Source organism: Flavobacterium sp. I3-2, assembly GCF_013389595.1.
Taxonomy (GTDB): Bacteria; Bacteroidota; Bacteroidia; order Flavobacteriales; family Flavobacteriaceae; genus Flavobacterium.
The window spans coordinates 3,307,393-3,330,116 of sequence record NZ_CP058306.1; the positions used below are offsets into that span (position 1 = coordinate 3,307,393).

21 protein-coding genes are annotated in these 22,724 nt (G+C 30.8%); 8 read left to right on the forward strand and 13 right to left on the reverse strand.

The features are described from left to right. Positions 1-4: 4 nt before the first annotated feature. Positions 5-367: a hypothetical protein gene (locus HW119_RS15620; protein WP_218620374.1), complete on the reverse strand. Its 363-nt coding sequence runs from the start codon at positions 365-367 to the stop codon at positions 5-7. An 8-nt stretch (positions 368-375) separates the two neighbouring features. Continuing rightward, the gene (locus HW119_RS15625) at positions 376-2,607 is read right to left on the reverse strand and encodes a S41 family peptidase (RefSeq protein ID WP_177766087.1); all 2,232 of its coding nucleotides are present in this window, start codon (positions 2,605-2,607) and stop codon (positions 376-378) included. Between the two features lie 174 nt (positions 2,608-2,781). Here HW119_RS15625 and HW119_RS15630 point away from each other — a divergent pair, with 174 nt between their 5' ends. The 4 genes from HW119_RS15630 to HW119_RS15645 all read left to right on the forward strand — a co-directional run bounded on the left by HW119_RS15630 (position 2,782) and on the right by HW119_RS15645 (position 6,461). After that, a complete protein-coding gene (locus HW119_RS15630) occupies positions 2,782-3,861 on the forward strand; it encodes a PCMD domain-containing protein (RefSeq protein ID WP_177766091.1) in 1,080 nt (359 codons plus the stop codon). 3 nt (positions 3,862-3,864) lie between these two features. After that, positions 3,865-4,659, forward strand: coding sequence for an outer membrane beta-barrel protein (locus tag HW119_RS15635; RefSeq protein WP_177766095.1), 795 nt, complete (start codon positions 3,865-3,867; stop codon positions 4,657-4,659). Positions 4,660-4,715: 56 nt separating this feature from the next. Next, positions 4,716-5,630 carry a hypothetical protein gene (locus HW119_RS15640; protein WP_177766098.1) on the forward strand — a complete coding sequence of 305 codons (915 nt, stop codon included), beginning with the start codon at positions 4,716-4,718 and terminating at the stop codon, positions 5,628-5,630. Between the two features lie 93 nt (positions 5,631-5,723). Beyond that, a complete protein-coding gene (locus HW119_RS15645; RefSeq protein WP_177766101.1) occupies positions 5,724-6,461 on the forward strand; it encodes a hypothetical protein in 738 nt (245 codons plus the stop codon). On the opposite strand, the gene HW119_RS15650 is transcribed toward HW119_RS15645, so the two are convergent. The 3 genes from HW119_RS15650 to HW119_RS15660 form a co-directional block, all read right to left on the reverse strand. Further along, positions 6,458-7,996, reverse strand: a complete 1,539-nt coding sequence (locus tag HW119_RS15650) for a YifB family Mg chelatase-like AAA ATPase (protein ID WP_177766104.1) — start codon at positions 7,994-7,996, stop codon at positions 6,458-6,460. The genes HW119_RS15645 and HW119_RS15650 overlap by 4 nt on opposite strands. Positions 7,997-8,058: 62 nt before the next feature. Beyond that, positions 8,059-9,915, reverse strand: a complete 1,857-nt coding sequence (locus HW119_RS15655) for an ABC-F family ATP-binding cassette domain-containing protein (RefSeq protein WP_177766107.1) — start codon at positions 9,913-9,915, stop codon at positions 8,059-8,061. 147 nt (positions 9,916-10,062) lie between these two features. Continuing rightward, entirely contained in the window at positions 10,063-10,704 is a 642-nt protein-coding gene (locus HW119_RS15660) for an outer membrane beta-barrel protein (RefSeq protein WP_177766110.1), read from the reverse strand. Positions 10,705-10,784: 80 nt separating this feature from the next. Here HW119_RS15660 and HW119_RS15665 point away from each other — a divergent pair, with 80 nt between their 5' ends. Beyond that, the gene (locus HW119_RS15665; protein WP_177766726.1) at positions 10,785-11,495 is read left to right on the forward strand and encodes a YebC/PmpR family DNA-binding transcriptional regulator; all 711 of its coding nucleotides are present in this window, start codon (positions 10,785-10,787) and stop codon (positions 11,493-11,495) included. A gap of 42 nt (positions 11,496-11,537) precedes the next feature. On the opposite strand, the gene HW119_RS15670 is transcribed toward HW119_RS15665, so the two are convergent. From HW119_RS15670 to prmA, 4 genes are all read right to left on the reverse strand, one after another. Continuing rightward, positions 11,538-11,951, reverse strand: a complete 414-nt coding sequence (locus HW119_RS15670) for a cold shock domain-containing protein (RefSeq protein ID WP_177766113.1) — start codon at positions 11,949-11,951, stop codon at positions 11,538-11,540. Positions 11,952-12,128: 177 nt separating this feature from the next. Beyond that, the gene (locus HW119_RS15675) at positions 12,129-12,578 is read right to left on the reverse strand and encodes a DUF2750 domain-containing protein (protein ID WP_177766116.1); all 450 of its coding nucleotides are present in this window, start codon (positions 12,576-12,578) and stop codon (positions 12,129-12,131) included. 78 nt (positions 12,579-12,656) lie between these two features. Further along, entirely contained in the window at positions 12,657-12,932 is a 276-nt protein-coding gene (locus HW119_RS15680; RefSeq protein WP_177766119.1) for an ATP-dependent Clp protease adaptor ClpS, read from the reverse strand. Between the two features lies 1 nt (position 12,933). Beyond that, positions 12,934-13,773, reverse strand: coding sequence for a 50S ribosomal protein L11 methyltransferase (prmA, locus tag HW119_RS15685; protein WP_177766122.1), 840 nt, complete (start codon positions 13,771-13,773; stop codon positions 12,934-12,936). Between the two features lie 82 nt (positions 13,774-13,855). Between prmA and HW119_RS15690 the strand changes: the two genes are divergently transcribed. After that, entirely contained in the window at positions 13,856-15,073 is a 1,218-nt protein-coding gene (locus HW119_RS15690) for a porin (protein WP_177766125.1), read from the forward strand. Positions 15,074-15,173: 100 nt separating this feature from the next. On the opposite strand, the gene HW119_RS15695 is transcribed toward HW119_RS15690, so the two are convergent. Further along, complete coding sequence (locus HW119_RS15695; RefSeq protein WP_177766128.1) at positions 15,174-17,372, reverse strand: B12-binding domain-containing radical SAM protein; 2,199 nt, start codon at positions 17,370-17,372, stop codon at positions 15,174-15,176. 201 nt (positions 17,373-17,573) lie between these two features. On the opposite strand from HW119_RS15695, the gene bshC reads away from it, so the two are divergent. Continuing rightward, positions 17,574-19,166 (forward strand): bacillithiol biosynthesis cysteine-adding enzyme BshC, encoded by a 1,593-nt coding sequence (gene bshC / locus HW119_RS15700; RefSeq protein ID WP_177766131.1) that lies wholly within the window; start codon positions 17,574-17,576, stop codon positions 19,164-19,166. An 87-nt stretch (positions 19,167-19,253) separates the two neighbouring features. Here the strand turns inward: bshC and HW119_RS15705 are convergent, their stop codons facing one another. From HW119_RS15705 to HW119_RS15715, 3 genes are all read right to left on the reverse strand, one after another. Next, on the reverse strand, positions 19,254-19,805 hold the full coding sequence (locus HW119_RS15705) for a DUF4142 domain-containing protein (protein ID WP_177766134.1): 552 nt from the start codon (positions 19,803-19,805) through the stop codon (positions 19,254-19,256). A 78-nt stretch (positions 19,806-19,883) separates the two neighbouring features. Further along, positions 19,884-20,528: a carbonate dehydratase gene (can, locus tag HW119_RS15710; RefSeq protein WP_177766137.1), complete on the reverse strand. Its 645-nt coding sequence runs from the start codon at positions 20,526-20,528 to the stop codon at positions 19,884-19,886. A 1-nt stretch (position 20,529) separates the two neighbouring features. Then, the gene (locus tag HW119_RS15715; protein ID WP_177766140.1) at positions 20,530-21,162 is read right to left on the reverse strand and encodes a carbonic anhydrase family protein; all 633 of its coding nucleotides are present in this window, start codon (positions 21,160-21,162) and stop codon (positions 20,530-20,532) included. Between the two features lie 270 nt (positions 21,163-21,432). On the opposite strand from HW119_RS15715, the gene metK reads away from it, so the two are divergent. Next, a complete protein-coding gene (gene metK / locus HW119_RS15720) occupies positions 21,433-22,719 on the forward strand; it encodes a methionine adenosyltransferase (protein WP_177766143.1) in 1,287 nt (428 codons plus the stop codon). Positions 22,720-22,724: the final 5 nt, after the last annotated feature.

Consider the following 22,724-nt stretch of genomic DNA (forward strand, 5'->3'; position numbering starts at 1 on the left):
TATTTTATTCATCTTCTTTAAAAATCTTATCAATATCTAAAGGTTCGGCAAAAATGCAATAAGCACGCTGCCACGGATTTTCGTCAATTAATTTCCATTGATGCCCACTTCCGGTTAAATCATTGGCAATTAATACATCTCCAGGTTCAATAACGAAAGTCGAATTATCGTGCATTTTAAATTCAAGCTTTCCTTTCAATGTTATCACATATTGTAAAACCGGAGCATTATGCCAATCATAAGTTGAAAAAGCAGGAGTTTCTTTAAATTGAATTGAAATTGTTTTTACTAAAGATTGATTGATAATAGACCCCGTTTTAAAATGCGAATGCCCGTCAGAACCTGTAAAAAGATAAATTGCTTTCATTATGATTTTTAATTATTAATAACTTCGATTGCTTTTAAAAGAACCTCATCTTTTCCTGATTTAATTCCTTCGATGGTTGGTTGAATAAAAATATCCGGAACGATACCCACTCGTTGCGTTTCTTTTCCGTCAGGATAATACACTCCAATTCCAGAAATCATTGTTCCAAGACCACCAGGTAAATTTATACGAGAAACATTTCCGTCTGCTCCTGCAGTTGTACTTCCAATAATCTTTGCGTCTTTCACCGCTTTAAAAGCCATTGCAGTATATTCTGAAGAACTTTGAGAATTCTCATTAACTAAAATTACTAATTTTCCTTTATACTTATTTCCGTCACTTTCAATTAACGGACCATCTCCAAAAGTAAATTCTCCTGGATTATTCATACTTCCGTAAGTGAACTTAACAAATGGTGTGGGTTCAGTTACAAAATAAGAACCAAGTTGAAAAGGTACAAATGTATTTGGATAATTTCGAATGTCAATAATGATTCCTTTGGTGTTTATGAAGTCCGACTTTATTAAAGGAATTTCATCGTCTTTAATATTTGCCAAACTAACATAACCAATATTACCTTCCAAAATTTTATATGATTTTGCATCTTTATCTATTTTATACCCGTGGTACATATTTAAATCATCTCTTTTAAATAAAGGTATTGTATGATTTTTTACTTGATTGTTTGATTTGTATTTCAGTTCCAATTCTGAATCTGTCGAACGTAATAAATCAATAGAAACATTTCTTAAAAAAGAAGCTTCGTTTGATGTTGGATAGTAAATTCGTAAACTGTCAATTATCGTTGTTACGTATTTTCCGTTTATATGTGTGATGATATCTCCAATTTTAAGTTTTGCATTTTCGGCATGTTCTGGATTATAATAATCGGTAACTACATATTTGTTCTCAACGAATTCAGCTCGAAACGGAGCATAATTTTCACCTCTTAGTTTATAAAGTTCAACACCACCACGCCATAAATTGGCGTGCGTATCTTTTACATCACCAATAATTTGAACGAATGCTAATTCGTAATCTAATCTGTTTTTGGTATTTAAAAAAGTAGGAATATATTCTTTTAAAACAACATTCCAATCTTTGTCTGTTAAATGTCTATTCGGATTGAAATACTGCATCATATTCCAGTAACGATAAAGTGCTAATAATCTGAATCCATCGTCTGGAAAATTCATATCAACATAAATATTTTCATTTAAAAATTCAGGATTATTAACACCAAGGGCAAACTTCAAATAATAATTCTCATCGACTTTAGCATTTTGATAAATGTATTGAATCGATTTCTTTAATTCAGTAGAAAGATTTGAATTTTCTACCCAAGCCATTTCAGGTTTTAAAACGGCATCAGTTGCTACAACTTTGCAATTATTACATTCGGGAATATTACCTAAATTATTAATCCAATTAACCAACAAAACGTCGCGTTCCTTATTATTTTTCGCGTTTAAATATTGAGGTAAGAAACGGAACAATTCATAATCCCAATTGTAATTTCCTTTTGCAACTTCTGGATGATGGTATTTTAAGAATCCCCAAACTTTTCCTAACAATTCAAGATTAGTTATAGATTCTTGCGATAAATCAGTAATCGTAATATTTGAACCTTTATCAAACATTTTATCTTTATCGGCCGGTAGCAATTCTTTTACAAAAACTTCAATCTCATCAGAATCTATTTTTTTATCATCAATTTCGACTTGCAAATTATCAATCCACATTTTTCCATCTCCGACAAGCAAAGCACCAATTACTATGTTTTTTGTATTTTTAGGATCAAGTGGCAAAACAATTTCATATTCTTTCCAATCTGTAGTTCCAACAATTCCGCGGTCGTTCATATTATCAAATCCTATTTCGGGATCGATTCGCAACCAAAGTCCAGCATAACCATTTGTTACATTTTCAGTTTTTATGAATCCTTTCAAACGAATAAAATTACCTTTATAATTCTTTGGTAAAGTAAATGCTAATGCTTTAAAACTTTCGCCTACTTTATTAGCAGATGAATTCTGAATTAAAACTGCGTATTTTCCGTTTTGAAGTATTTTAGAATCGGAGGTTATGTCATAATTACCTTGACCAAACACATCATAACCAACTGGAAAACTGTCTTTTACATTTTCAAAATCAAGATTTAAGATTTCATTCGAAGTGTTTTGGGAAAATCCAAAAAAAGAATACATTGAGAAAAGTGCAATAAGCCACTTGTTTTTCATAAAATTGTTTTTAGGTTATTAATAATAAAGACAATATAGTAATTTAACATCACTGTAATCTTAATATTATCATAATAAAATAAAACAGCTTTAAATTTATAAATTGATTTAAAAGATTTAATAATAGTAGATTTTAGATTAATTTTACATGATATTAAATTCATTAATAACTAAATGAAAAAGCAACATCTTTTAGCATTTTTACTTGCTCCTTTTTTATTGACATCATGCATAAAAGAAGAAGAAGCTGATACCAACGCAGATATTTTAGAAGCCTTTATTCCGCAAGAATATTTAAAAACTGATCCGATTATTACCAATAATTCAGTAGAATTCAGAGTAAAATCAAATGTGGATTTAACCAAACAATCTCCTATTTTTATTTTATCAAATAATGCTACAATCGATCCTGTAAACGGTACAACCAGAGATTATACAAATGCACAAACTGCTGTGGTTACAGCTCAAGATCCTAAATGGAAAAAAACATATACGATTACTTTTAATGTAGATGAACTTAGCACAAAATACGCTTTTGATCATGCCGAACTAACAGATAAAGATCGTTATTACCGATTTTATACAACAGGTTCTAACGGAGATAAAATTTACGATTGGGCAAGCGGAAATTCTGGTTATGTTACTGTTGCTGGAAATAAAACTCCAGACGAATATCCTACAACTATTGCCGAAGGAAGAATGGGTGGATTAGCAGCTAAAATGCAAACTGTTTATACGAGTAGTTTTGCTGCTGCAACAGGTAATCCGATTGCTGCAGGAAATTTATTTTTGGGTAGTTTTAAAACCAATCTTTTAAACACATTAAAATCGACCAAAATGGGATTACCTTATTCTGGTGAATTACCAAAATCGGTGCGTACGTTTTACAAATATAAAGCAGGAAATGAAGTCAGAAACGAAGATTTTGACATTGTTCCTGGAGCAAAAGACACATTCGATATTTATGCAATTATTTTTGAATCGAGAGATAAAGATAATTTTTTATACGGCGATCACGATTTTCAAGACCCAAGAAATGTAGCCATTGCTCGCGTTTCGTCAGCACAACGTATTGAAACTTCAACTTGGAAAGAATTAGAATTTCCGTTTGAACTGGTTGCAGGAAAAACTTACGATCCTAACAAAGATTATGTACTTGCTATTGTTATGTCGTCAAGTATTGATGGGGCTCGATTTACAGGTGCAATCGGAAGCACACTAATTGTAGATGAAATTGAACTAATTTTTAATTAAACTATGAAAAATAATCTAAAAGCAATTACGATCTCTTTCTTTTTTTTCTATAGTTTGATTTCAGTCGCACAAGAAACGGAAAAAAAAGAATCGAAATCTAAATCTTTTTTTAAAGAAAACATCGAATATCAGGCAAAATTACAATTGACTTTGGGAGGTGCTTCTCCACTTGGAATTCCAGCTCAAATTCGAAAAATTGAAAGTTTTAAACCAACAAATATATTTGGTATTGAAGCCAATGCAACCAAATGGATTCATAATGAACATAAATACGGAATTCGTGTTGGATTAAAAATTGAAAGTCGTGCGATGAAAACTCAAGCAGAAGTTAAAAATTATTTCACTCAAATTGAAGATGATTCCGGCGCAAGAACAACTGGTTATTTTACTGGTCATGTTGTAACAAGAGCAAACAATACGTACTTGACTTTACCTGTTTTGTTTGTTTGGAATATCTCTGAAAAATGGAATGTTTACGGTGGCTTTTATTTGTCAACGGCTTTAAATAAATCATTTGATGGTTACATATATGATGGGGTTTTTAGAGAAGGAACACCTATTGGAGAACCTGCAACTTTTGAAGGAGATGCTATTGGTATTTACGATTTTTCAAATGATGTAAGTACATTTCAATTTGGAGAACAAATCGGAATTGAATATAAAATCAATTCTCAATTCAGTCTTTCTTTAGATGGAAGTTTTGCTAACACACCAGTTTTTAAAAAAGATTTTGAGGCCATTTCATTTAAGATGTATAACATATTTGGAAATCTTGGATTTGCTTATAAATTTTTATAGAATAAACGATCTGAATATTTCAGGTCGTTTTTTATCTTTATGAAAATAAATAAAAAATGAGACAAATTTATCTTTTAATATGTTTTATAACAATTGTACTTTTTTCTGAATGCATTTATAGAAAAGATTTACAAAACGAAATGATTAGTTTTGATGTTTCTCCAAATGCTGATTCTATAATTTTTTCAATTAAATCCGACGGTATAACTTCTATTTATATTTCTGACATAAACGGAGAGAAAATAAGATCTTTAATCAAATCAGAAACTTCAAGTAACTTTTTCCCTAGATTCAACAAATCTGGAGATTCAATAATTTTTATTTCTACTGATTATCCAAAAAATTACACTTCGAATTTAAATATATATGACTTAAGAAAACAAAAAGACAGCCTAATTTACGCCTCATCTGCATTCATTATAGAAGGAATATTTGGAAATAAGCCCAAACAATATTATTATCTAGAATCAAATGAATACAATAATTATTCACCGATCGCCAAAAAAGCATCTCACGGTTTTGATATATATGAATACAATTCAGAGAATAAAATCAAGCTATCTGAGTACAATGCTTATAATATGAGAAATATTGAACTATTTAATGATACCTTATTTTTTAATGGAGATTTAAATAACTCGAACGGTATTTTTTTATTTGATATCAAAAATAAAGCATCTGAAAGAATAAGTGTTTTAAATGATACTTTGTTAAATTCCACCTGGCTTACAAATCTTAATTTAATTAACTCACACACATTAATTTGCATACAAAATTACGAAATATTAAAAATAGATTTAAAACAAAAATTAATTTCAAAAATAAAAAGAAGTATTAGTGGAAGTCATATTGCAATACTTAGATATAATTCTAAATTAAATCAAATATATTTTTCAGAAATTAAAAAAAACAAAATTTATGTTATGGATTTAAATGGTAAAATTTTGAGAACAATTGAAATAGATATTTAAATAAACATTATTATAAAACCATTTGATTCACGCTATGAAATAAACTATTTTTGCAGCCAATTCAATTGTTCCAAAAAACATCAAAAATAAATTATGAATAAAATACAAGAAAAAATCGAAAAAGGTTACGATTTTGAAGGAAACCAAGTTTACGAAGACACATTTAATATCTATAAAAAAATGGCAATTCCGGCTGGAGCTATTTTACTATTGATTTTGATGTTATTCGGAGGTGTTTATATGGTTTCACTTTTTACAATATTTGAAAGTCCGAAAGAAATTGAAAGCTTCTTACAATCATTAGCGCTCTTAGATTTAAGCCCGGAAATCACAGCTTATTACATTATAACCAGTGCTACAATTAATGGAATTATGGCTATTTTTGGAGCAGGATTTATTAAAATGGCTCGTGATGTTTATCATAACGAGTTACCTAAATTTGGAACCGCATTTTCTTTTTTTACTAAAATTGAAGGTTTAAAAGTTTTTATATTTACATTAATACTACAAATAATTTTCAGCTCTATTTCTTTAGGATTAGAATATGCTGGGCTTTCGTTGGTTAACTATTTTGTATTAATTTTAATGCACTTATTAACGTTACTTGTTGTTCCTTTTATTATTTTCGATAAATTATCTATTTTTAAAGCAGTTGGAGCAAGTATTTCATTAGTGAACCAAAAACCTTTTAAAATTATGATGTACTTAATTTTACTAGGAGCATTTGCCTTAATGGGAGTTTTTATGTTTGTAATTGGAATCATATTCACATTACCTATTTTTTACTGTTTTAATTATAGTATTTACGAAAACATTGTAAATAAAAATTAACCCAACCAACCATCACGATCTAAACTTCGATATTGAATAGCCTCGGCAATATGCTGGGGCTTTATATTTTGAGAAAAATCTAAATCGGCTATGGTTCTAGAAACTTTTAAAATACGATCATAAGCACGTGCTGATAAATTCAAACGATCCATAGCTGTCTTTAAAAGTTGTAAGGAATCCGAATCTAATTCACAAAACTCACGAAGTAATTTGGTTGTCATTTGTGCATTATAATGTATTCCTTTAGTATTTTGAAAACGACCGCTTTGAATTTTACGAGCAACTACTACTCTATTTCTGATTTCTTCACTTTTTTCTGAAATTGATTTTTCTGAAAGTTTTTCAAACGGAACTGGATTTACTTCGATATGAATATCGATTCGGTCTAAAAGTGGCCCAGAAATTTTACTTAAATAACGTTGCATTTCTTGCGGTGAAGAAGTCATGGGTGAATTCGGATCATTAAAATAACCGCTCGGACTGGGATTCATACTTGCAACCAACATAAAAGATGATGGATAAGAAACCGTAAATTTGGCTCTCGAAATCGTTACTTCACGATCTTCTAATGGTTGGCGCATGACCTCCAAAACTTCGCGTTTGAACTCGGGTAATTCATCCAAAAATAAAACACCATTATGAGCCAACGAAATTTCGCCAGGTTGCGGATAACTTCCTCCACCAACCAACGAAACCGAAGAAGCTGTATGATGTGGTGAACGAAACGGACGGCGTTTGATTAATCCAATATTTTTAACTTTACCAACAATACTATGAATTTTGGTAGTTTCTAGAGCTTCATCAATGGTCATTGGTGGCAAAATACTTGGTAAACGTTTCGCTAACATGGTTTTTCCAGAACCTGGCGGACCGATTAAAATAATATTATGACCACCAGCTGCAGCAATTTCCATCGCACGTTTAATACTTTCTTGACCTTTAACTTCAGAAAAATCAAAAAGAAAAGCATCTTGTTCTTCTGCAAATAATTCATCTTCAGATAAAATAGTTTGCGCAATAAATGTTTTTTCTTGAAAATGATCGATGATTTCATTCAAATGAGAAACACCAAAAACGGATAATCCAGAAACAATGGCAGCTTCTTTTTCATTTTCTTTTGGAATAAAAATCGCTTCAAAACCATCTTCTTTAGCTTTAATTGCCATCGGAAGCGTTCCTTTTATGGGTTGCACACTTCCGTCTAACGAAAGCTCGCCCATAATCAAAATCTTATCTAAATTTATATTGGTTTTGATTTGAGAGGAAGCAATTAAAATACCAATTGCTAAAGGCAAATCATAAGCTGCGCCTTCTTTTCGTAAATCGGCAGGAGCCATATTGATCGTAATCTTTTTTCCCGGAAGTTGATAATTTATATTTTTCAAAGCCGCAGCAATTCGATAACTACTTTCCTTTATGGCATTATCAGGTAAACCTACCAAATGATAACCGATGCCCTGATCGATATTCACTTCGATGGTTATGGTTTGAGCTTCGATACCGAAAACGGCACTTCCAAATACTTTTACTAACATAGATTCATATAAATAGTTGAAAACTAAATATATAAAAAAAATCGCTCTGTTGAGCGATTTTACTATTCAATTTTTGAAGATAATTCAAACCAACGTTCTTCTTTCTCTTCTAAACTTTTTATAATTTTTTGAAGTTCATTTGCTTTAGCTTCTATTTTATCATCGGCTACTTTACCTTCAGCAAATTCATTTTCGATTTGTTTTTTGTTGTATTCTAAATCTTTGATTTCTCTTTCGATTTTAGAAAATTCTTTTTGTTCATTAAAACTTAAACCTGCTTTCTTCGGTTGATTTTCTTTCCAATTCACCTTTTCTTTAGGTTCTTCTTTAACAGGTTCAATCGAATCTTCGTAAGCACGGAAATCGGAATAATTTCCTGGAAAATCTTCAACTTCACCTTCGCCGCGGAAAACAAATAAGTGATCAACAATCTTATCCATAAAATAACGGTCGTGCGAAACCACTAGCAAACATCCAGGATAATCCAACAAGAAACTTTCTAAAACATTTAAAGTTACGATATCCAAATCGTTTGTTGGCTCATCAAGAATCAAGAAATTAGGATTTTGAATTAGAACCGTACATAAATACAAACGTTTCAATTCACCACCACTTAATTTTTCAACAAAGTCATATTGTTTTTTACGGTCAAATAAAAATCGTTCTAACAATTGAGCTGCCGAAATTAAACGTCCTTTAGTTAACGGAATATATTCTCCGTATTCTTTAATAATATCAATTACCTTTTGCTCTGGTTTCGGATTGATTCCACTTTGCGTATAATATCCCATTTTGATGGTATCACCAACAACAACTTTTCCAGAATCTGGTTGCGTAGTTTGCGTAAGAATATTCAAGAAAGAAGATTTTCCTGTTCCGTTTTTACCAATAATTCCGATACGTTCGCCGCGATTGAAATTGTAATTGAAATTGTTTAAAATTACTTTATCACCGAATTTTTTAGACACGCTGTGAAGTTCCACAATTTTGCTTCCCATACGTTCCATGTTAATCTCTAACTCAACTGTATGTTCTTTACGACGCGAACTTGCCTTTTCTTTAATTACATAAAAATCATCTTGACGTGATTTTGATTTTGTGGTACGCGCTTTTGGTTGACGACGCATCCATTCTAATTCTTTTACAAAAAGATTTTTAGCTTTATCGATCGAAGCATTTTCTGCCGCAATTCGTTCTTCTTTTTTCTGAAGATAATAAGAATAATTTCCTTTGTATTGATATATTTTTCCGTTATCTAATTCGATGATTTCGTTACAAACACGTTCTAAAAAGAAACGGTCGTGCGTTACCATAAACAACGTAATATTTTCTTTAGCAAAATAACTTTCTAGCCATTCAATCATTTCAAGATCTAAATGGTTGGTTGGCTCATCTAGAATCAATAAATCAGGTTTATTAATTAAGATAATCGCCAAAGCTAAACGTTTTTTCTGTCCGCCCGAAAGATTTTTTACTTTAAGCTTTAAATCTTCAAGTTTAAGTTTAAATAAAATTTGTTTGTATTGCGTTTCAAAATCCCAAGCATTATACAAATCCATTTGATCAAAAGCAGCTTGATAAGCTTCTTCTTCTTCTGGATTTTCAAGTGCTTTTTCGTAACGTTCAATTACTTTTAAAATTTCGTTATCAGAAGCAAAAATACTTTCTTCAATAGTTAATTCATCTTGAAGATAAGGTTCTTGTGAAAGAAATTCAACACGAATTCCTTTACGAGTAACCACTTGCCCATTATCTGGTGCATCGTTTCCTGTAATAATTTTAAGAATTGAAGTTTTACCAGATCCGTTTTTTGCAACAAATGCAACTTTTTGATCTTTATTAATTCCGAACGAAACATCTTCGAACAAGGTTCTTGCCCCGAATGATTTAGATATATTTTCTACTGATAAGTAATTCATTATATATTTTCTTGTCTTTTTCTGAAAAAGAAAAAAGTTTTTTTAGTATTTAAAGTCTTGCAAATATACCATTTAAAAAGGGAGTTTAACAATACAGTTCATTTATAAAAAAGTTAGTTGAAAACAACTAACTTTTTTATAAATTTATTATTCAATTTGTTTCTTTGAATTTAAATTATAAATAAATCTTACGTTAAAGCTTGCGCCAATATTTCCATAATATGAATTATAAGGTTCTTTTTTAAGAATTCCCATAAAACTCATATATTCTTGATGTTCAATACCAATACTAATTTTTTCAGATAAAACAAACTTATAACCAATTCCTAAACCTAAACCAAGATGAACTTTAGATAAATTATCTGTTCCTGTTTTTGTTCCATTAAAAGTCGATGATTCTAAAAAAGAAACAGATGGTCCAAAGTTTAAGTTCCAATTTCTATTTTTTCCGAAATGCCAATTAGCATGAATTGGTACAAAAATATAATTTAGCTTATTTTTATTCTCTGTCACTCGATTAAAATAACCATCAAAATTTTCAATTTTAGCACCAAACGTTCTATATTCAATTCCAAAACGTAAACTCCATCTATTATTCGCATAATAATCTGCGTTAATCCCAAAAGTTGGTGTATAAATTGGATCAAATTCTGATGCACTTGGAGCACCATAAAAATCAGAACTCGCAAGACCAACTAAAACCGAAATTTCAACATCATTCTTTTCATGTACTTGAGATTTTGCAGAAAAAGCTGTCAATAGAGCTATAACTATAATTTTTTTATTCATAAATGGGAAAATAATTGTGGTTTTTTTTTTTAGAAAAAATCCTTTTGTTAATTTTGTCAAATATAAAAATAAAAACAGAAATGGGAAGAGCGTTTGAATTTAGAAAGGCTAGAAAAATGAAACGTTGGTCTGCGATGGCTAAAACGTTTACACGAATTGGTAAAGACATTGTTATCGCTGTTAAAGAAGGCGGACCTCACCCAGAAAGTAACGCTCGCTTACGTGCTGTAATTCAGAATGCTAAGGCGGCTAATATGCCAAAAGAGAATGTTGAACGCGCTATTAAAAAGGCATCTGAAAAAGATACAGCTAACTATAAAGAAGTTTTATTTGAAGGATACGCTCCACACGGAATAGCTTTACTTATTGAAACTGCAACTGACAACAATAATAGAACGGTAGCAAATATTCGTTCGTATTTTAATAAATGTAACGGAACAATGGGAACACAAGGTTCTGTTGAATTTATGTTTGATCACACTTGTAATTTCCGTATTGCTAAAATTGAAGGTTTAGATTTAGAAGAATTTGAATTAGAATTAATTGACTTAGGTGTTGATGAAGTTTTTGAAGATGAAGATGGTATTATGATTTACGGGCCATTCAATAGCTTTGGGGCCATTCAAAAAGAACTTGAAGAAAGAAGTTTAGAAATTTTATCTTCTGGATTTGATCGTATTCCGCAAGTAACCAAAGAACTTACTGAAGAACAAATTGCAGATGTTGAAAAGCTTTTAGAAAAAATTGAAGAAGATGATGACGTTCAAAACGTTTTTCATACGATGGCTTAATTTATAGATATAAAAAATCCGACAATTGTCGGATTTTTTGTTTTATATAAACATCATTTCAGTTAAGGTTAAACCGCGTGATGCTTTTTTATATTTGAATAAAATTACTTCATCTTTTTTAACAACTTTGGTTAAATCGTCATATCTAAAATACACATCTTCACCAGTTGCAGTTATTGAAACAAATCCAAATTTTTTAGCATCGTCCATAAACTTGATTTTACCTGAAACAAAATCACTTTCATCTCCTTTATTTGTATTCAAATCGCGTTGTTTTTCAGGTGGCGTATTCGTTAAACGACCTAAAAAGTCAACATAAACAAACTGTTCTTCTAATGATTTTCCTTTATTGTTATTGTCTTTTCGTTCTTCTTTTTTCTTAACTTTATCTTGCTTTTTTTTTAATTTGTTTTTAGCTATTTCGGATTTACGAAAAGTTTGTTGATTTTTTGACATATTTTATTTTTAGATTAATCTTTAAAGTAAAAGTCAAGGTGTAGGTAACGAGAAGAGAAATTTCAGGAAGAGCTATAGAAAGACTTATATTTAGCAAATTTACGTAAAATATACCAATTTACATCTTGATTATTAGTTAAATAAAAAAGCTCCATATTTCTATGAAGCTTTAAAATCCTAACCAAACATCTTTTTTATTTGGTTTTCAATGTCTTGAATATTTTTAAAATGTTCAAATTCTAAATCTATTTTTTTTGATTTTAGCTTCTTAGTTATTGCTAATATCAAATCAATTGGGTCGATTTCTAAACCAACCATTTGTGCATTAAAATCCAAACCAACCAAAAAACTATCGTTATAAATCCCAACACACCAATCTTCAAGAAAAGATGAAATGGAAACTTCTTGAATTTTAAAATCTGACCAATCTTCTACACAACAAGATTTGGCTAAATTTTCATCACTCCAAAAACAAAAAACAGTTACAGGCTCACCTGAGTCATTTGTAAATTGATTCGATCCGCACAAAGCAAATGCATCTTTGCTTTCCATACTATAAACAACACCATCTTCGCATATTTTGTTTACAAAATTTTCTAAAATTAAATTTGGTTGTTGCTCTTTCATATTTTACTTAATTAATTAGCTACAAAGATAGCCTTTATCGTTCAAAGTTTAAAATCTGATCTACTGAAAGAAAATTTTTTATTGAATTTCCGCACTTAAACCTGCATCCAACAAAGCAGAGCACATCGGAACTAACTCTTTCATGCTTCCAGTTTTTACGGTACATTTTCCTTTGTAATGAACTAATAAAGCACATTGTTCAGCTTGTAAAGCTTCGTGATTGCAAACACGAATTAAAGTTTCAATAACATGATCAAAAGTATTTACATCATCGTTAAACAGAATAATTTCATTGTTATTTCCTAACAATTCTTCTACAGAAACCTCTTCTAATACTTTCTCTTTAGTACTCATTTTATTTTTTTATAAATTTTAATGAAACCCAATTATTACGTTCTAATTGCGACACATAGTCTAATCCTAATTTTTCAGCTTCAGCTTGAATAAAAGGAATATCTTCGGTATAGAATCCACTAAACAAAATGGTTGCATTTGCTTTCATTGTTTTAACGTAAGCGTGCATATCTTCTAACAAAATATTACGATTGATGTTAGCAATTACTAAATCATACGTTGGTTCTTGAGTTAAAATTGAAGCATCACCTTCAAAAACATCCATATTGGTAATATTATTACGTTCACCGTTTTCGATAGAATTCAAATAACACCAATTGTCAATATCAATAGCATCGGCATGTTTTGCGCCTTTCATCAAAGCTAAGATAGCTAAAATTGCTGTTCCGCATCCCATATCTAAAACTTCCATATCTATCACGTCCATCGCTAAAAGATGTTTCATCATCATGTATGTAGTTTCATGATGTCCCGTTCCGAAGCTCATTTTTGGTTCAATAACAATTTCGTACGGCGCATTTTTTGACTCATGAAATGGAGCTCTTACATAACAAATTCCATCTACATCAATCGGATCAAAATTCTTTTCCCATTCTTCATTCCAATTTACTTGTTCGATTTCTTCTTTTGTATATGAAATCGTAAATTCATCTGAATCTAAAATATAAATATCTTCTAAAATATCTTCAGTCCATAACGATTCTTGAACAAAAGCAGACAAACCTTCTTCAGTTTCAATGAAGCTTTCAAAAGCTTTTTCGCCAAGTTCTGCTAATAAAATTTCAACTCCAACTTCCTTAGGTTCAACAGTGAAATGATATGCGATATATTTTGGTTCCATTTTCTTAACGTTTTAATAATATTACTTAAATTAGAGGGTACAAAAATAATCATAGTTTTGCGAAAACATATTAATAAATGTGATGAAAAAAGTTATTTTATTGTTATTATTTGCTTTATCAAGTCAAAGTTACGCTCAAGTTAAAATCACAGAAGATGAAGAATTCAAACTTTCCGCGTTGCCTTACTACAATTACGGAAAAGGATTAGGAATGACTTCGGCAGATAGTTTATTTCAATTTAACATTCGATTTAGAATGCAAAACCGAATAACAGTTTATGATTTTGAAGGCGAAGAAACAAGTTACGATGCGCAAATTAGACGTTTAAGACTTCGTTTTGATGGCTATGTTGGAAGTCCGCAATTTCAATACGTTATTCAGTTAGCATTTTCAACGGGTGATGTTGGTAAAGTAAATGATGGCGATCATTTAAACTTGATTCGTGATGCTGCGATAACCTATAAACCAAATAAAAATTGGAATTTTATTTTTGGACAAACAAAAATTCCTGGAAATAGACAACGTATCAATTCATCTGGAGCTTTACAATTAACAGATCGTTCGATAAACAACGCGAGTTTTAACATCGATCGTGATTTTGGTTTTCAAGTTTATTATTTAAATGAACACAAAAATAAATTTTCTTACAATATAAAAACGGCGCTTACTACAGGTAATGGAAGAAACGTTACTGATAAAGATACTAATGTTGCTTTAACAGGAAAACTTGAACTTTTACCTTTTGGTACATTTACTAAAGGTGGTGATTATTTTGAAGGAGATTTAGCTCGTGAAATTAAACCTAAGCTTATGGTTTCTGGTGGATATCATCAAAACAACGGAAGCTGGTTAGATAAAGGTCAACAAGGAAAAGAATTATTTCAAGCTAGAACACTAAAAAATGTTTTTGTTGATGCGATTTTAAAATATCAAGGTTGGTCTGGAATGTTTGCTTATATGAGTAGAAACGCTCATGATCCAATTACAACAAGAACAAATGATGTGGGTCAAATTGAGACTTCATATGTTTACGCTGGCGAAGGAAACGATTATCAATTAAGTTATACATTTCCTTCAAAATGGGAAGTTATCGGAAGATATTCAAGACAAAATGTGGCAAGTGAAATTTATAAACTAAACGTTCCTAATACCAAACAATTTAGCTTAGGTGTTACAAAGTATATTTGGGAACATGCTTTTAAAATTCAAGGTGAAGTTACTTACGATAAATTACACTTCCACGATGCATCTACAAAAAACAATTGGTATTTCCGTTTCCAAATAGAAATGGGAATTTAACTTAGAAAGTTCTAAAATCTCAAAAAAAAAGCTGCTACTAATACAATTTAGGATGCAGCTTTTTCTTGAAAAGCATCAGTTTACTAACTGACTATCAATTTTATATAATCAACAAACCGAAATCTCGTAATTGTTCGGCTTGTTTTGTAAACATAAAAGGTTCAAAATCTTCTGATGTTTGCGTTTCAAAACTTTGTTTCATTTGTGCAAATGATAAAACTCCTTTTGGACTTTGTTTTAATTCTTGTAAAAAGTTACGCAACCACTGCCCTACTTCCAAATCCAATTCAATTTCTAATAAATGGTGTTTGGAATGTAACGTTAATCGAGCTTTTTCAAACGTTTTTCCTTTTTTGGTTTTCGTAAAGGTTTCTAAAATTGGTAAACTTCCCAACCAAACCACTTTTTGAGTTGCTTTGTACGTTTGGAAAGGTTCATTTTCTAAAACCGAAACGATATAATCAGGTGTTATTTTCGTTCTTGGCACTTTAAATTCAAACCATTCTTGTAACGGAAAATCAAAACATAGACCATGCATATAATTGAATAACGATTTCTTCAATCCGAAAGAAAACTTATCATGAACTGCGCCTGATTTATCTTCGTGAATCATATCGTTATTAGCAAAAGTTCCTAAAGTTGTCGAATGATTGATCACATCAAAACTTTCCGGATTCATCCCAACCGGACTATGCGCCGTCATCGCAAATTGATGCCAAAATCCAGATTGCAGAATACCAACTTCAAACATTTGGCGAACCATTTCTAAAGAATCAATCGTTTCTTGAGCTGTTTGTGTAGGAAAACCATACATCAAATATGCGTGAACCATAATACCAGCTTCCGTAAAATTTCGAATCACACGAGCTACTTGCTCAACGGTAACACCTTTATCAATTAACTTCAATAAACGGTCTGAAGCAACTTCCAATCCACCAGAAACAGCAATACAACCCGAAGCTTTTAATAATCGACATAAATCTAACGTAAAGCTTTTTTCAAATCGAATATTCGTCCACCACGAAACGGTTAATTTACGCTTAATGATTTCAATAGCTACTTCACGCATCAACGCAGGCGGCGCAGCTTCATCTACAAAATGAAAACCTGTAGTTCCGGTCGTAGCGATTAATTGTTCCATACGATCTACAATTTCTTTAGCCGCAATAGGTTCGTAAACCTTGATATAATCTAACGAAATATCGCAAAACGTACATTTTCCCCAATAACAACCGTGCGCCATGGTTAATTTATTCCAACGACCATCGCTCCATAAACGATGCATGGGATTAACCACTTCGATTACCGAAATGTATTGAGTTAAATCGATATCTGAATAATCTGGACAACCTACTTCACTTTGTTTATAATCTTGAATTAACGGATTGTTGATGTATTTTACTTGATTATTTTCCAACAAAAAAGTACGTTTCAATTCGGATTGAGAAATTTCATTATTCACAAAACGAATCAATTGTTCTGTTGGCGCTTCTCCATCATCTAAATTGATGAAATCAAAAAACTCAAAAACACGAACATCAGCAAGCGAACGTAATTCGGTATTTGGGAAACCACCACCCATCACCACTTTAATATTCGGATGATTTGCTTTAATGTATTTTGCGCATCTGAAAGCGCTGTATAAATTCCCTGGAAATGGAACAGAAAAACCAATGATTTTCGGATTGGTTTTCGTAATTAAATCAGCTAAACTTTGTAAGGTAATTTCATCGATATAGGTTGGTTGCTCATATAGTTTTTGATATAATTCATCAAACGAATTGGCAGACCTTCCCAAACGTTCGGCATAACGACTGAATCCGAAATTTTCATCAACCGTTTCGATAATTAAATCGGATAAATCTTCTAAATACAAAGTCGCAAAATGCTTGGCTTTATCTTGAAAACCCATCGAACCAAAAGCCCAATCTAAATCTTCGAGATGTGAAAATCGCGAAGCTTGCGGAAGAAAATCGTCATGAACAATAGCATTTGCCAACGTAGGATTTTTTCCTTGAAGAAAAGAAATGACTGCATCAATAGATTGAATATAATCATCTTGAAGCGCAACAATACGCAGGGAATTTTCACCCAATTCAAAATTATTTTCAGCAATAAAAGCAAACAAATCTTGTAATCCGTTTTTAGAAAACAATTTCAGAATCACTTCAATACCTAAATCCGATTGAAACGAAGAAATATTTTTTGTATTCAAAAAACCTTTCAAATAAACCGTTCCCGGATAAGGCGTGTTTAATTGTGTGAAAGGCGGCGTAATAAGTAAGATTTGTGTTTCCAAATTTGAAAATAATTTTTGCAAAAATACGATTAATTAGCTCAACAATAAAAGACTTAATTATAATGATATGCTGAAACAAGTTCAGCAAGACAAAATCATATAATCACAAAATATATAAACTTACGTTAAGACTCTCGTCTTTATAACTAATCTTTAGTGTCATATCTGAAAAAATAGTAAATTAGCAAAAACAAAAAAATTATGCCATCAGATTGTATCAGCTATCAAGATTCTGGATATTTTTCTAAACTTATGATCGATTATTTAAACGAAGATAAAAACGTACAATCGTTATATCATCGTTTTCCGAATTTAGAAAATTTCGAAGCACAAATTCTTGAAAAACAAGCCGATTTCACTCCAAACAATCGCAACATACTTTCGCAAGCTTTGGCAAATCAATATGCTAATTTTGAAATTTCTGAAGCTACTAAAGTAAATATCGAATTACTTAAAAACCCAAATGCATTCACGATCACTACAGGTCACCAGTTAAATTTATTTACGGGGCCTTTGTATTTTTTATACAAAATCATTTCGGTAATTAATTTAACCAAAGAACTTAAATCAAAATATCCAACGTTTGATTTTGTACCGGTGTATTGGATGGCAACTGAAGACCACGATTTTGATGAGATTCATTATTTCAATTACGAAGACAAAAAATTCCAATGGCACAAAGAAGCTTCAGGTCCGGTTGGACGTTTAGATTTAGAAGATTTAGATAAGGTTTTCGAAGCTTTTTCTGCACATTTAGGTTTAGGCGAAAATGCCAAGCAATTGAAAACTTGGTTTGAAAAAGCGTATTTAAAACACCTAAATTTGGCTGATGCAACACGTTATTTAGCTAACGAAATTTTTGGTTCATACGGATTGGTAATTGTTGATGGCGATGATAAAAATCTTAAATCACTTTTTACCCCTTATATTTCTAAAGAATTAATTGAACAACAATCGCATAATGAAGTTGCAAAAAGCTACGAAATTCTAAAAGATTATTTGATTCAGGTAAATCCGCGTGAAATTAACTTATTTTATATCGAAAACGGTTTGCGCGAACGTATTGTTCTTGAAAACGATGTTTACAAAGTCAATCATACCAACATTAGTTTTTCAATAGAAGAAATTTTGAGTTTGGTTGAAACCAATCCCGAAAAATTTAGTCCGAATGTAATTTTACGTCCTTTATATCAAGAAGTTATTTTACCCAATTTATGCTACATTGGTGGCGGAGGTGAATTGGCTTATTGGTTAGAATTGAAAGAAGTTTTTAATTATTTCAAGGTTCCGTTCCCAATGATTTTACTTCGTAATTCGGTTTTATTAGCATGTGAAAAACAAGCGAATAAAGCAGATAAATTAGGATTAAATTGGAAAGATTTATTTTTAAAGAAAGATGTTTTAATTCACAACAAAACCGTTGCGTTATCTGAAAATCATTTCGACTTTGAACAACAACGTAATTTCTTACATAAACAATTTAACGATTTAAAAACGTTAGCATTAAAAACAGACAAATCGTTTGAAAATGCAGTTTTGGCTCAAGAAAAAAAGCAATTAAAAGGTTTAGATAATTTAGAAAAACGCTTATTAAAAGCGGAACGTAAATTACATGAAGATGCTTTAAATCGAATGGTTGATTTGCAATTAGAATTATTTCCGAAAGGAAGTTTACAAGAACGAAATGTAAACTTTGCTCAATTTTACAAAGCTTACGGAAATGAATTGATTGAAAAACTTTTTGAAGAATTACATCCTTTGAATCAAGAATTTACAATTGTGATTTTACAATAAAATGTTTCTAAAAACAAAATGAGTTCGATTGTTGAATCGAACTCATTTTAATTTGTTTAAACTTTTGTATTAATCTAGATATTAAACTTATTTAGCTTTTTCTAGTTGTTCTAAATTCTTACTATAAACCGAAGAAACTTCAATTAAGATGTCTTGAGCATTTTGATATGTATTCTCGTTTATGAATTTTGCAAAACTATCAATCTTGACTTTATAATCGTTTGACAAACTTTGATAGTAGTAATTATCAAAATCTGCATTATTTGATACTGTTAACTTGTAAAGTTTATCATTCAAGTCTTTGGAAAGTTTTTCTGGAACCTGAATTCCTTTTTCAGTACAAATTGTTTTTATTTTTTCTAAATTTTTCGAATGAACATCATTCGCATTAGTTGAAAAATCCTTCAATTCAGCTTTAGAAGCTCGCTCTTTTCCTAAAGCAGTAGCCTGAGTAAAGAATGATTCATTATCCAATAAATTTTGAATAATTTCATTGTTTTTCTTTTCAGCTTCTGAAAGTTTACTTTGATCAACAGGTTTACCTTGATTTGAATTATTGTCTTTTTGACAAGAAACAAAAAATAATGATGCAAGTAAAAATACTGAACCACCTATCAATTTTAAATTATATTTAATCATAGTTTTGTTTTTTATTAATTCATTTATAAATATAATAAAAAATTAACAACAAAAACAAAATCTTAGTTTATTTAAAACTTATTTTTTAAATTTTAATTGATAAACATCATCTAATTCGTCATTCGAAGTGATGTTTACTTCTAAGTCGGTTACATATCCGGAATTTAATCCGTAAACCCATCCGTGTAAACTCAGCTCTTGTCCGCTTTCCCAAGCTCTTTGAACAATAGATGTTTTTGCTAAATCATAAACTTGTTCTTCAACATTCAATTCTACAAAACGATTAAAACGTGAATTTTCATCTTGAATTTCGTCCAATTCGTTAGCATGTAAGCGATAAACATTTTTAATATGTCTAATCCAGTTGTCAATTATACCAACCGAATTATTTCCCATAGCAGCTTTTACACCTCCACAACCATAATGTCCGCAAACAATTACGTGTTTAATTTTTAAAACATTTACAGCATAATCTAAAACCGAAAGCATATTCATATCGCTATGAACAACCATGTTAGCAATGTTTCTGTGCACAAAAACATCTCCAGGTTTTGCACCAATGATTTCGTTTGCTGGTACACGACTATCTGAACAACCAATCCATAATACAGGTGGTGTTTGTTTTAATGATAAATGTTTGAAATAATCTGGATCTAATTTCAATTGATTTTCGACCCATTGATGATTATTTACCAATAATTGTTGATAAAACGGTGTTTTCATCTTAAACTTCTTGATCAATAAAAATTACTTCGCCCGTTTCAACTTTATAATACGCACCAACCAAACCGATTTCTTGGTTTTTCAACATTTCGTTTAAAACAACACTTCTATTCATAATTTCTTGTTTCATGATATGAACATTGTTAAAAGCTACTTTATCAATTCCTTCTTGTGATTTGATATCTAAAGTTGGAAATTGTTCTTTTATTTCGCGAATTGAAGGCTGAACTTTATTTAATAAACTAGTTAGATGTCCTAATTTTACATCATGACAAGCGCCTTTTATGGCACCACAATTTGAGTGTCCTAATACTACTATTAACTTCGACCCTGCCATTTTACATGCAAATTCCATCGAACCAATAACATCATCGTTAATAATATTTCCAGCAACACGTGTACTAAAAATATCACCTAAACCTTGGTCAAATATCAATTCTGCAGATGTCCTACTATCAATACAGCTTAGAATAATAGCAAATGGAAATTGACTTTCACGAGATTTATTAACTTGTTCTAATAAATCGTGATTCATTTTTAAATTTTCTACAAATCGTTGATTTCCTTCTTTTAAAAACTCCAATGCTTTTTTAGGAGTTACGGTAGATTGATCTTCTGCTGTATGAAATTTCATCTTTTTATATTTAAAGTTAATCAAAGTTAAAACATATTTTTTTTTCGTGTTGTTAAAAATGTATGTTTTTTAAAATTGAAAATTAATTAAACAATTAACTTTATTTTATGAATATAAAGCCTTAATTTTGTGGTATTAATCTTTGAGAGGAAAAATTTGACTGATTGCAACCTCGTAAAAAAAATGCTAAAGCAGATCCATTCCTTTAGTCATATTTTTACGTTGCCTTGAAGTTTACCTCGTAAAATCAATAAAAATAAAACAAAATATATGGCTTATTTTTTTACCTCAGAATCTGTTAGTGAGGGACATCCAGACAAAATTGCGGATCAAATTTCAGACGCATTAATTGATAATTTTTTAGCCTTTGATCCTGAATCAAAAGTAGCTTGCGAAACCTTAGTTACTACAGGACAAGTTATCTTAGCCGGAGAAGTAAAATCAAACACGTATTTAGACGTTCAAAAAATTGCTCGTGATACGATTAAAAAAATCGGATATACAAAAAGCGAATATATGTTTGATGCAAATTCTTGTGGAATATTATCAGCTATTCATGAGCAATCTGCTGATATTAACCAAGGTGTAGATAAATCAAACAAAGAAGAACAAGGTGCTGGTGACCAAGGAATTATGTTTGGTTATGCAACTAATGAAACAGAGGATTTCATGCCTTTAGCGTTAGATTTATCTCATAAATTATTACAAGAATTAGCTGAGTTAAGAAGAGAAAACAACGAAATCACCTATTTAAGACCTGATGCAAAATCTCAGGTAACTTTAGAATATGGAGATGACAACAAACCTAAAAAGGTAGTTACCATTGTTTTATCAACGCAACATGACGATTTTATTAAACCTGAAAATGCAACTTTAGAAGCAAAAGTTAAAGCTGAAAAAGAAATGCAAGACAAAATAAAATCTGATATTGTTTCGATTTTAATTCCACGCTTATTAAAAAAATACCCACAGTACGAAGCGTATTTCAACAATGAAATTACTTACCATATAAACCCAACTGGTGTTTTTATTATTGGTGGACCACACGGTGACACTGGATTAACAGGACGTAAAATTATCGTTGATACTTACGGAGGAAAAGGTGCTCATGGTGGAGGTGCTTTTTCAGGAAAAGACCCAAGTAAAGTTGACCGTTCTGCAGCTTATGCTGCGCGTTACATTGCTAAAAACTTAGTTGCTGCTGGAGTTGCTGATGAAATTTTAGTACAAGTTTCTTACGCAATTGGAATTGCTGAACCGATGGGAGTTTTTGTAAATACATACGGAACTTCTAAAGTTGCTATTTCTGATGCAGAAATTGCAGTTAAAATTCAAGAATTATTTGATTTAAGACCTTATTTTATTGAGCAATCTTTAAAATTACGTCAACCTATTTATAGCGAAACTGCTGCTTACGGACACATGGGACGTAAAAACGAAATAGTTTCTAAAACATTCACAACTCCAAACGGAGAAGAAAAAGTAATGGAAGTAGAACTATTCACGTGGGAAAAATTAGATAAAATTCAAGAAATTAAATCTTTATTTTCATTATAAAATCA

Excerpts from the sequence above, each read along its gene's own strand:
- HW119_RS15660 (WP_177766110.1), bottom strand. The coding sequence starts at position 10,704 with ATGAATAAAAAAATTATAGTTATAGCTCTATTGACAGCTTTTTCTGCA.
- HW119_RS15640 (WP_177766098.1), top strand. The coding sequence starts at position 4,716 with ATGAGACAAATTTATCTTTTAATATGTTTTATAACAATTGTACTTTTT.
- HW119_RS15625 (WP_177766087.1), bottom strand. The coding sequence starts at position 2,607 with ATGAAAAACAAGTGGCTTATTGCACTTTTCTCAATGTATTCTTTTTTT.
- HW119_RS15705 (WP_177766134.1), bottom strand. The coding sequence starts at position 19,805 with ATGATTAAATATAATTTAAAATTGATAGGTGGTTCAGTATTTTTACTT.
- metK (WP_177766143.1), top strand. The coding sequence starts at position 21,433 with ATGGCTTATTTTTTTACCTCAGAATCTGTTAGTGAGGGACATCCAGAC.
- HW119_RS15675 (WP_177766116.1), bottom strand. The coding sequence starts at position 12,578 with ATGAAAGAGCAACAACCAAATTTAATTTTAGAAAATTTTGTAAACAAA.
- HW119_RS15630 (WP_177766091.1), top strand. The coding sequence starts at position 2,782 with ATGAAAAAGCAACATCTTTTAGCATTTTTACTTGCTCCTTTTTTATTG.
- HW119_RS15680 (WP_177766119.1), bottom strand. The coding sequence starts at position 12,932 with ATGAGTACTAAAGAGAAAGTATTAGAAGAGGTTTCTGTAGAAGAATTG.
- HW119_RS15715 (WP_177766140.1), bottom strand. The coding sequence starts at position 21,162 with ATGAAATTTCATACAGCAGAAGATCAATCTACCGTAACTCCTAAAAAA.
- HW119_RS15670 (WP_177766113.1), bottom strand. The coding sequence starts at position 11,951 with ATGTCAAAAAATCAACAAACTTTTCGTAAATCCGAAATAGCTAAAAAC.
- HW119_RS15620 (WP_218620374.1), bottom strand. The coding sequence starts at position 367 with ATGAAAGCAATTTATCTTTTTACAGGTTCTGACGGGCATTCGCATTTT.
- HW119_RS15655 (WP_177766107.1), bottom strand. The coding sequence starts at position 9,915 with ATGAATTACTTATCAGTAGAAAATATATCTAAATCATTCGGGGCAAGA.
- HW119_RS15690 (WP_177766125.1), top strand. The coding sequence starts at position 13,856 with ATGAAAAAAGTTATTTTATTGTTATTATTTGCTTTATCAAGTCAAAGT.
- can (WP_177766137.1), bottom strand. The coding sequence starts at position 20,528 with ATGAAAACACCGTTTTATCAACAATTATTGGTAAATAATCATCAATGG.
- HW119_RS15645 (WP_177766101.1), top strand. The coding sequence starts at position 5,724 with ATGAATAAAATACAAGAAAAAATCGAAAAAGGTTACGATTTTGAAGGA.
- HW119_RS15665 (WP_177766726.1), top strand. The coding sequence starts at position 10,785 with ATGGGAAGAGCGTTTGAATTTAGAAAGGCTAGAAAAATGAAACGTTGG.
- prmA (WP_177766122.1), bottom strand. The coding sequence starts at position 13,773 with ATGGAACCAAAATATATCGCATATCATTTCACTGTTGAACCTAAGGAA.
- bshC (WP_177766131.1), top strand. The coding sequence starts at position 17,574 with ATGCCATCAGATTGTATCAGCTATCAAGATTCTGGATATTTTTCTAAA.
- HW119_RS15635 (WP_177766095.1), top strand. The coding sequence starts at position 3,865 with ATGAAAAATAATCTAAAAGCAATTACGATCTCTTTCTTTTTTTTCTAT.
- HW119_RS15650 (WP_177766104.1), bottom strand. The coding sequence starts at position 7,996 with ATGTTAGTAAAAGTATTTGGAAGTGCCGTTTTCGGTATCGAAGCTCAA.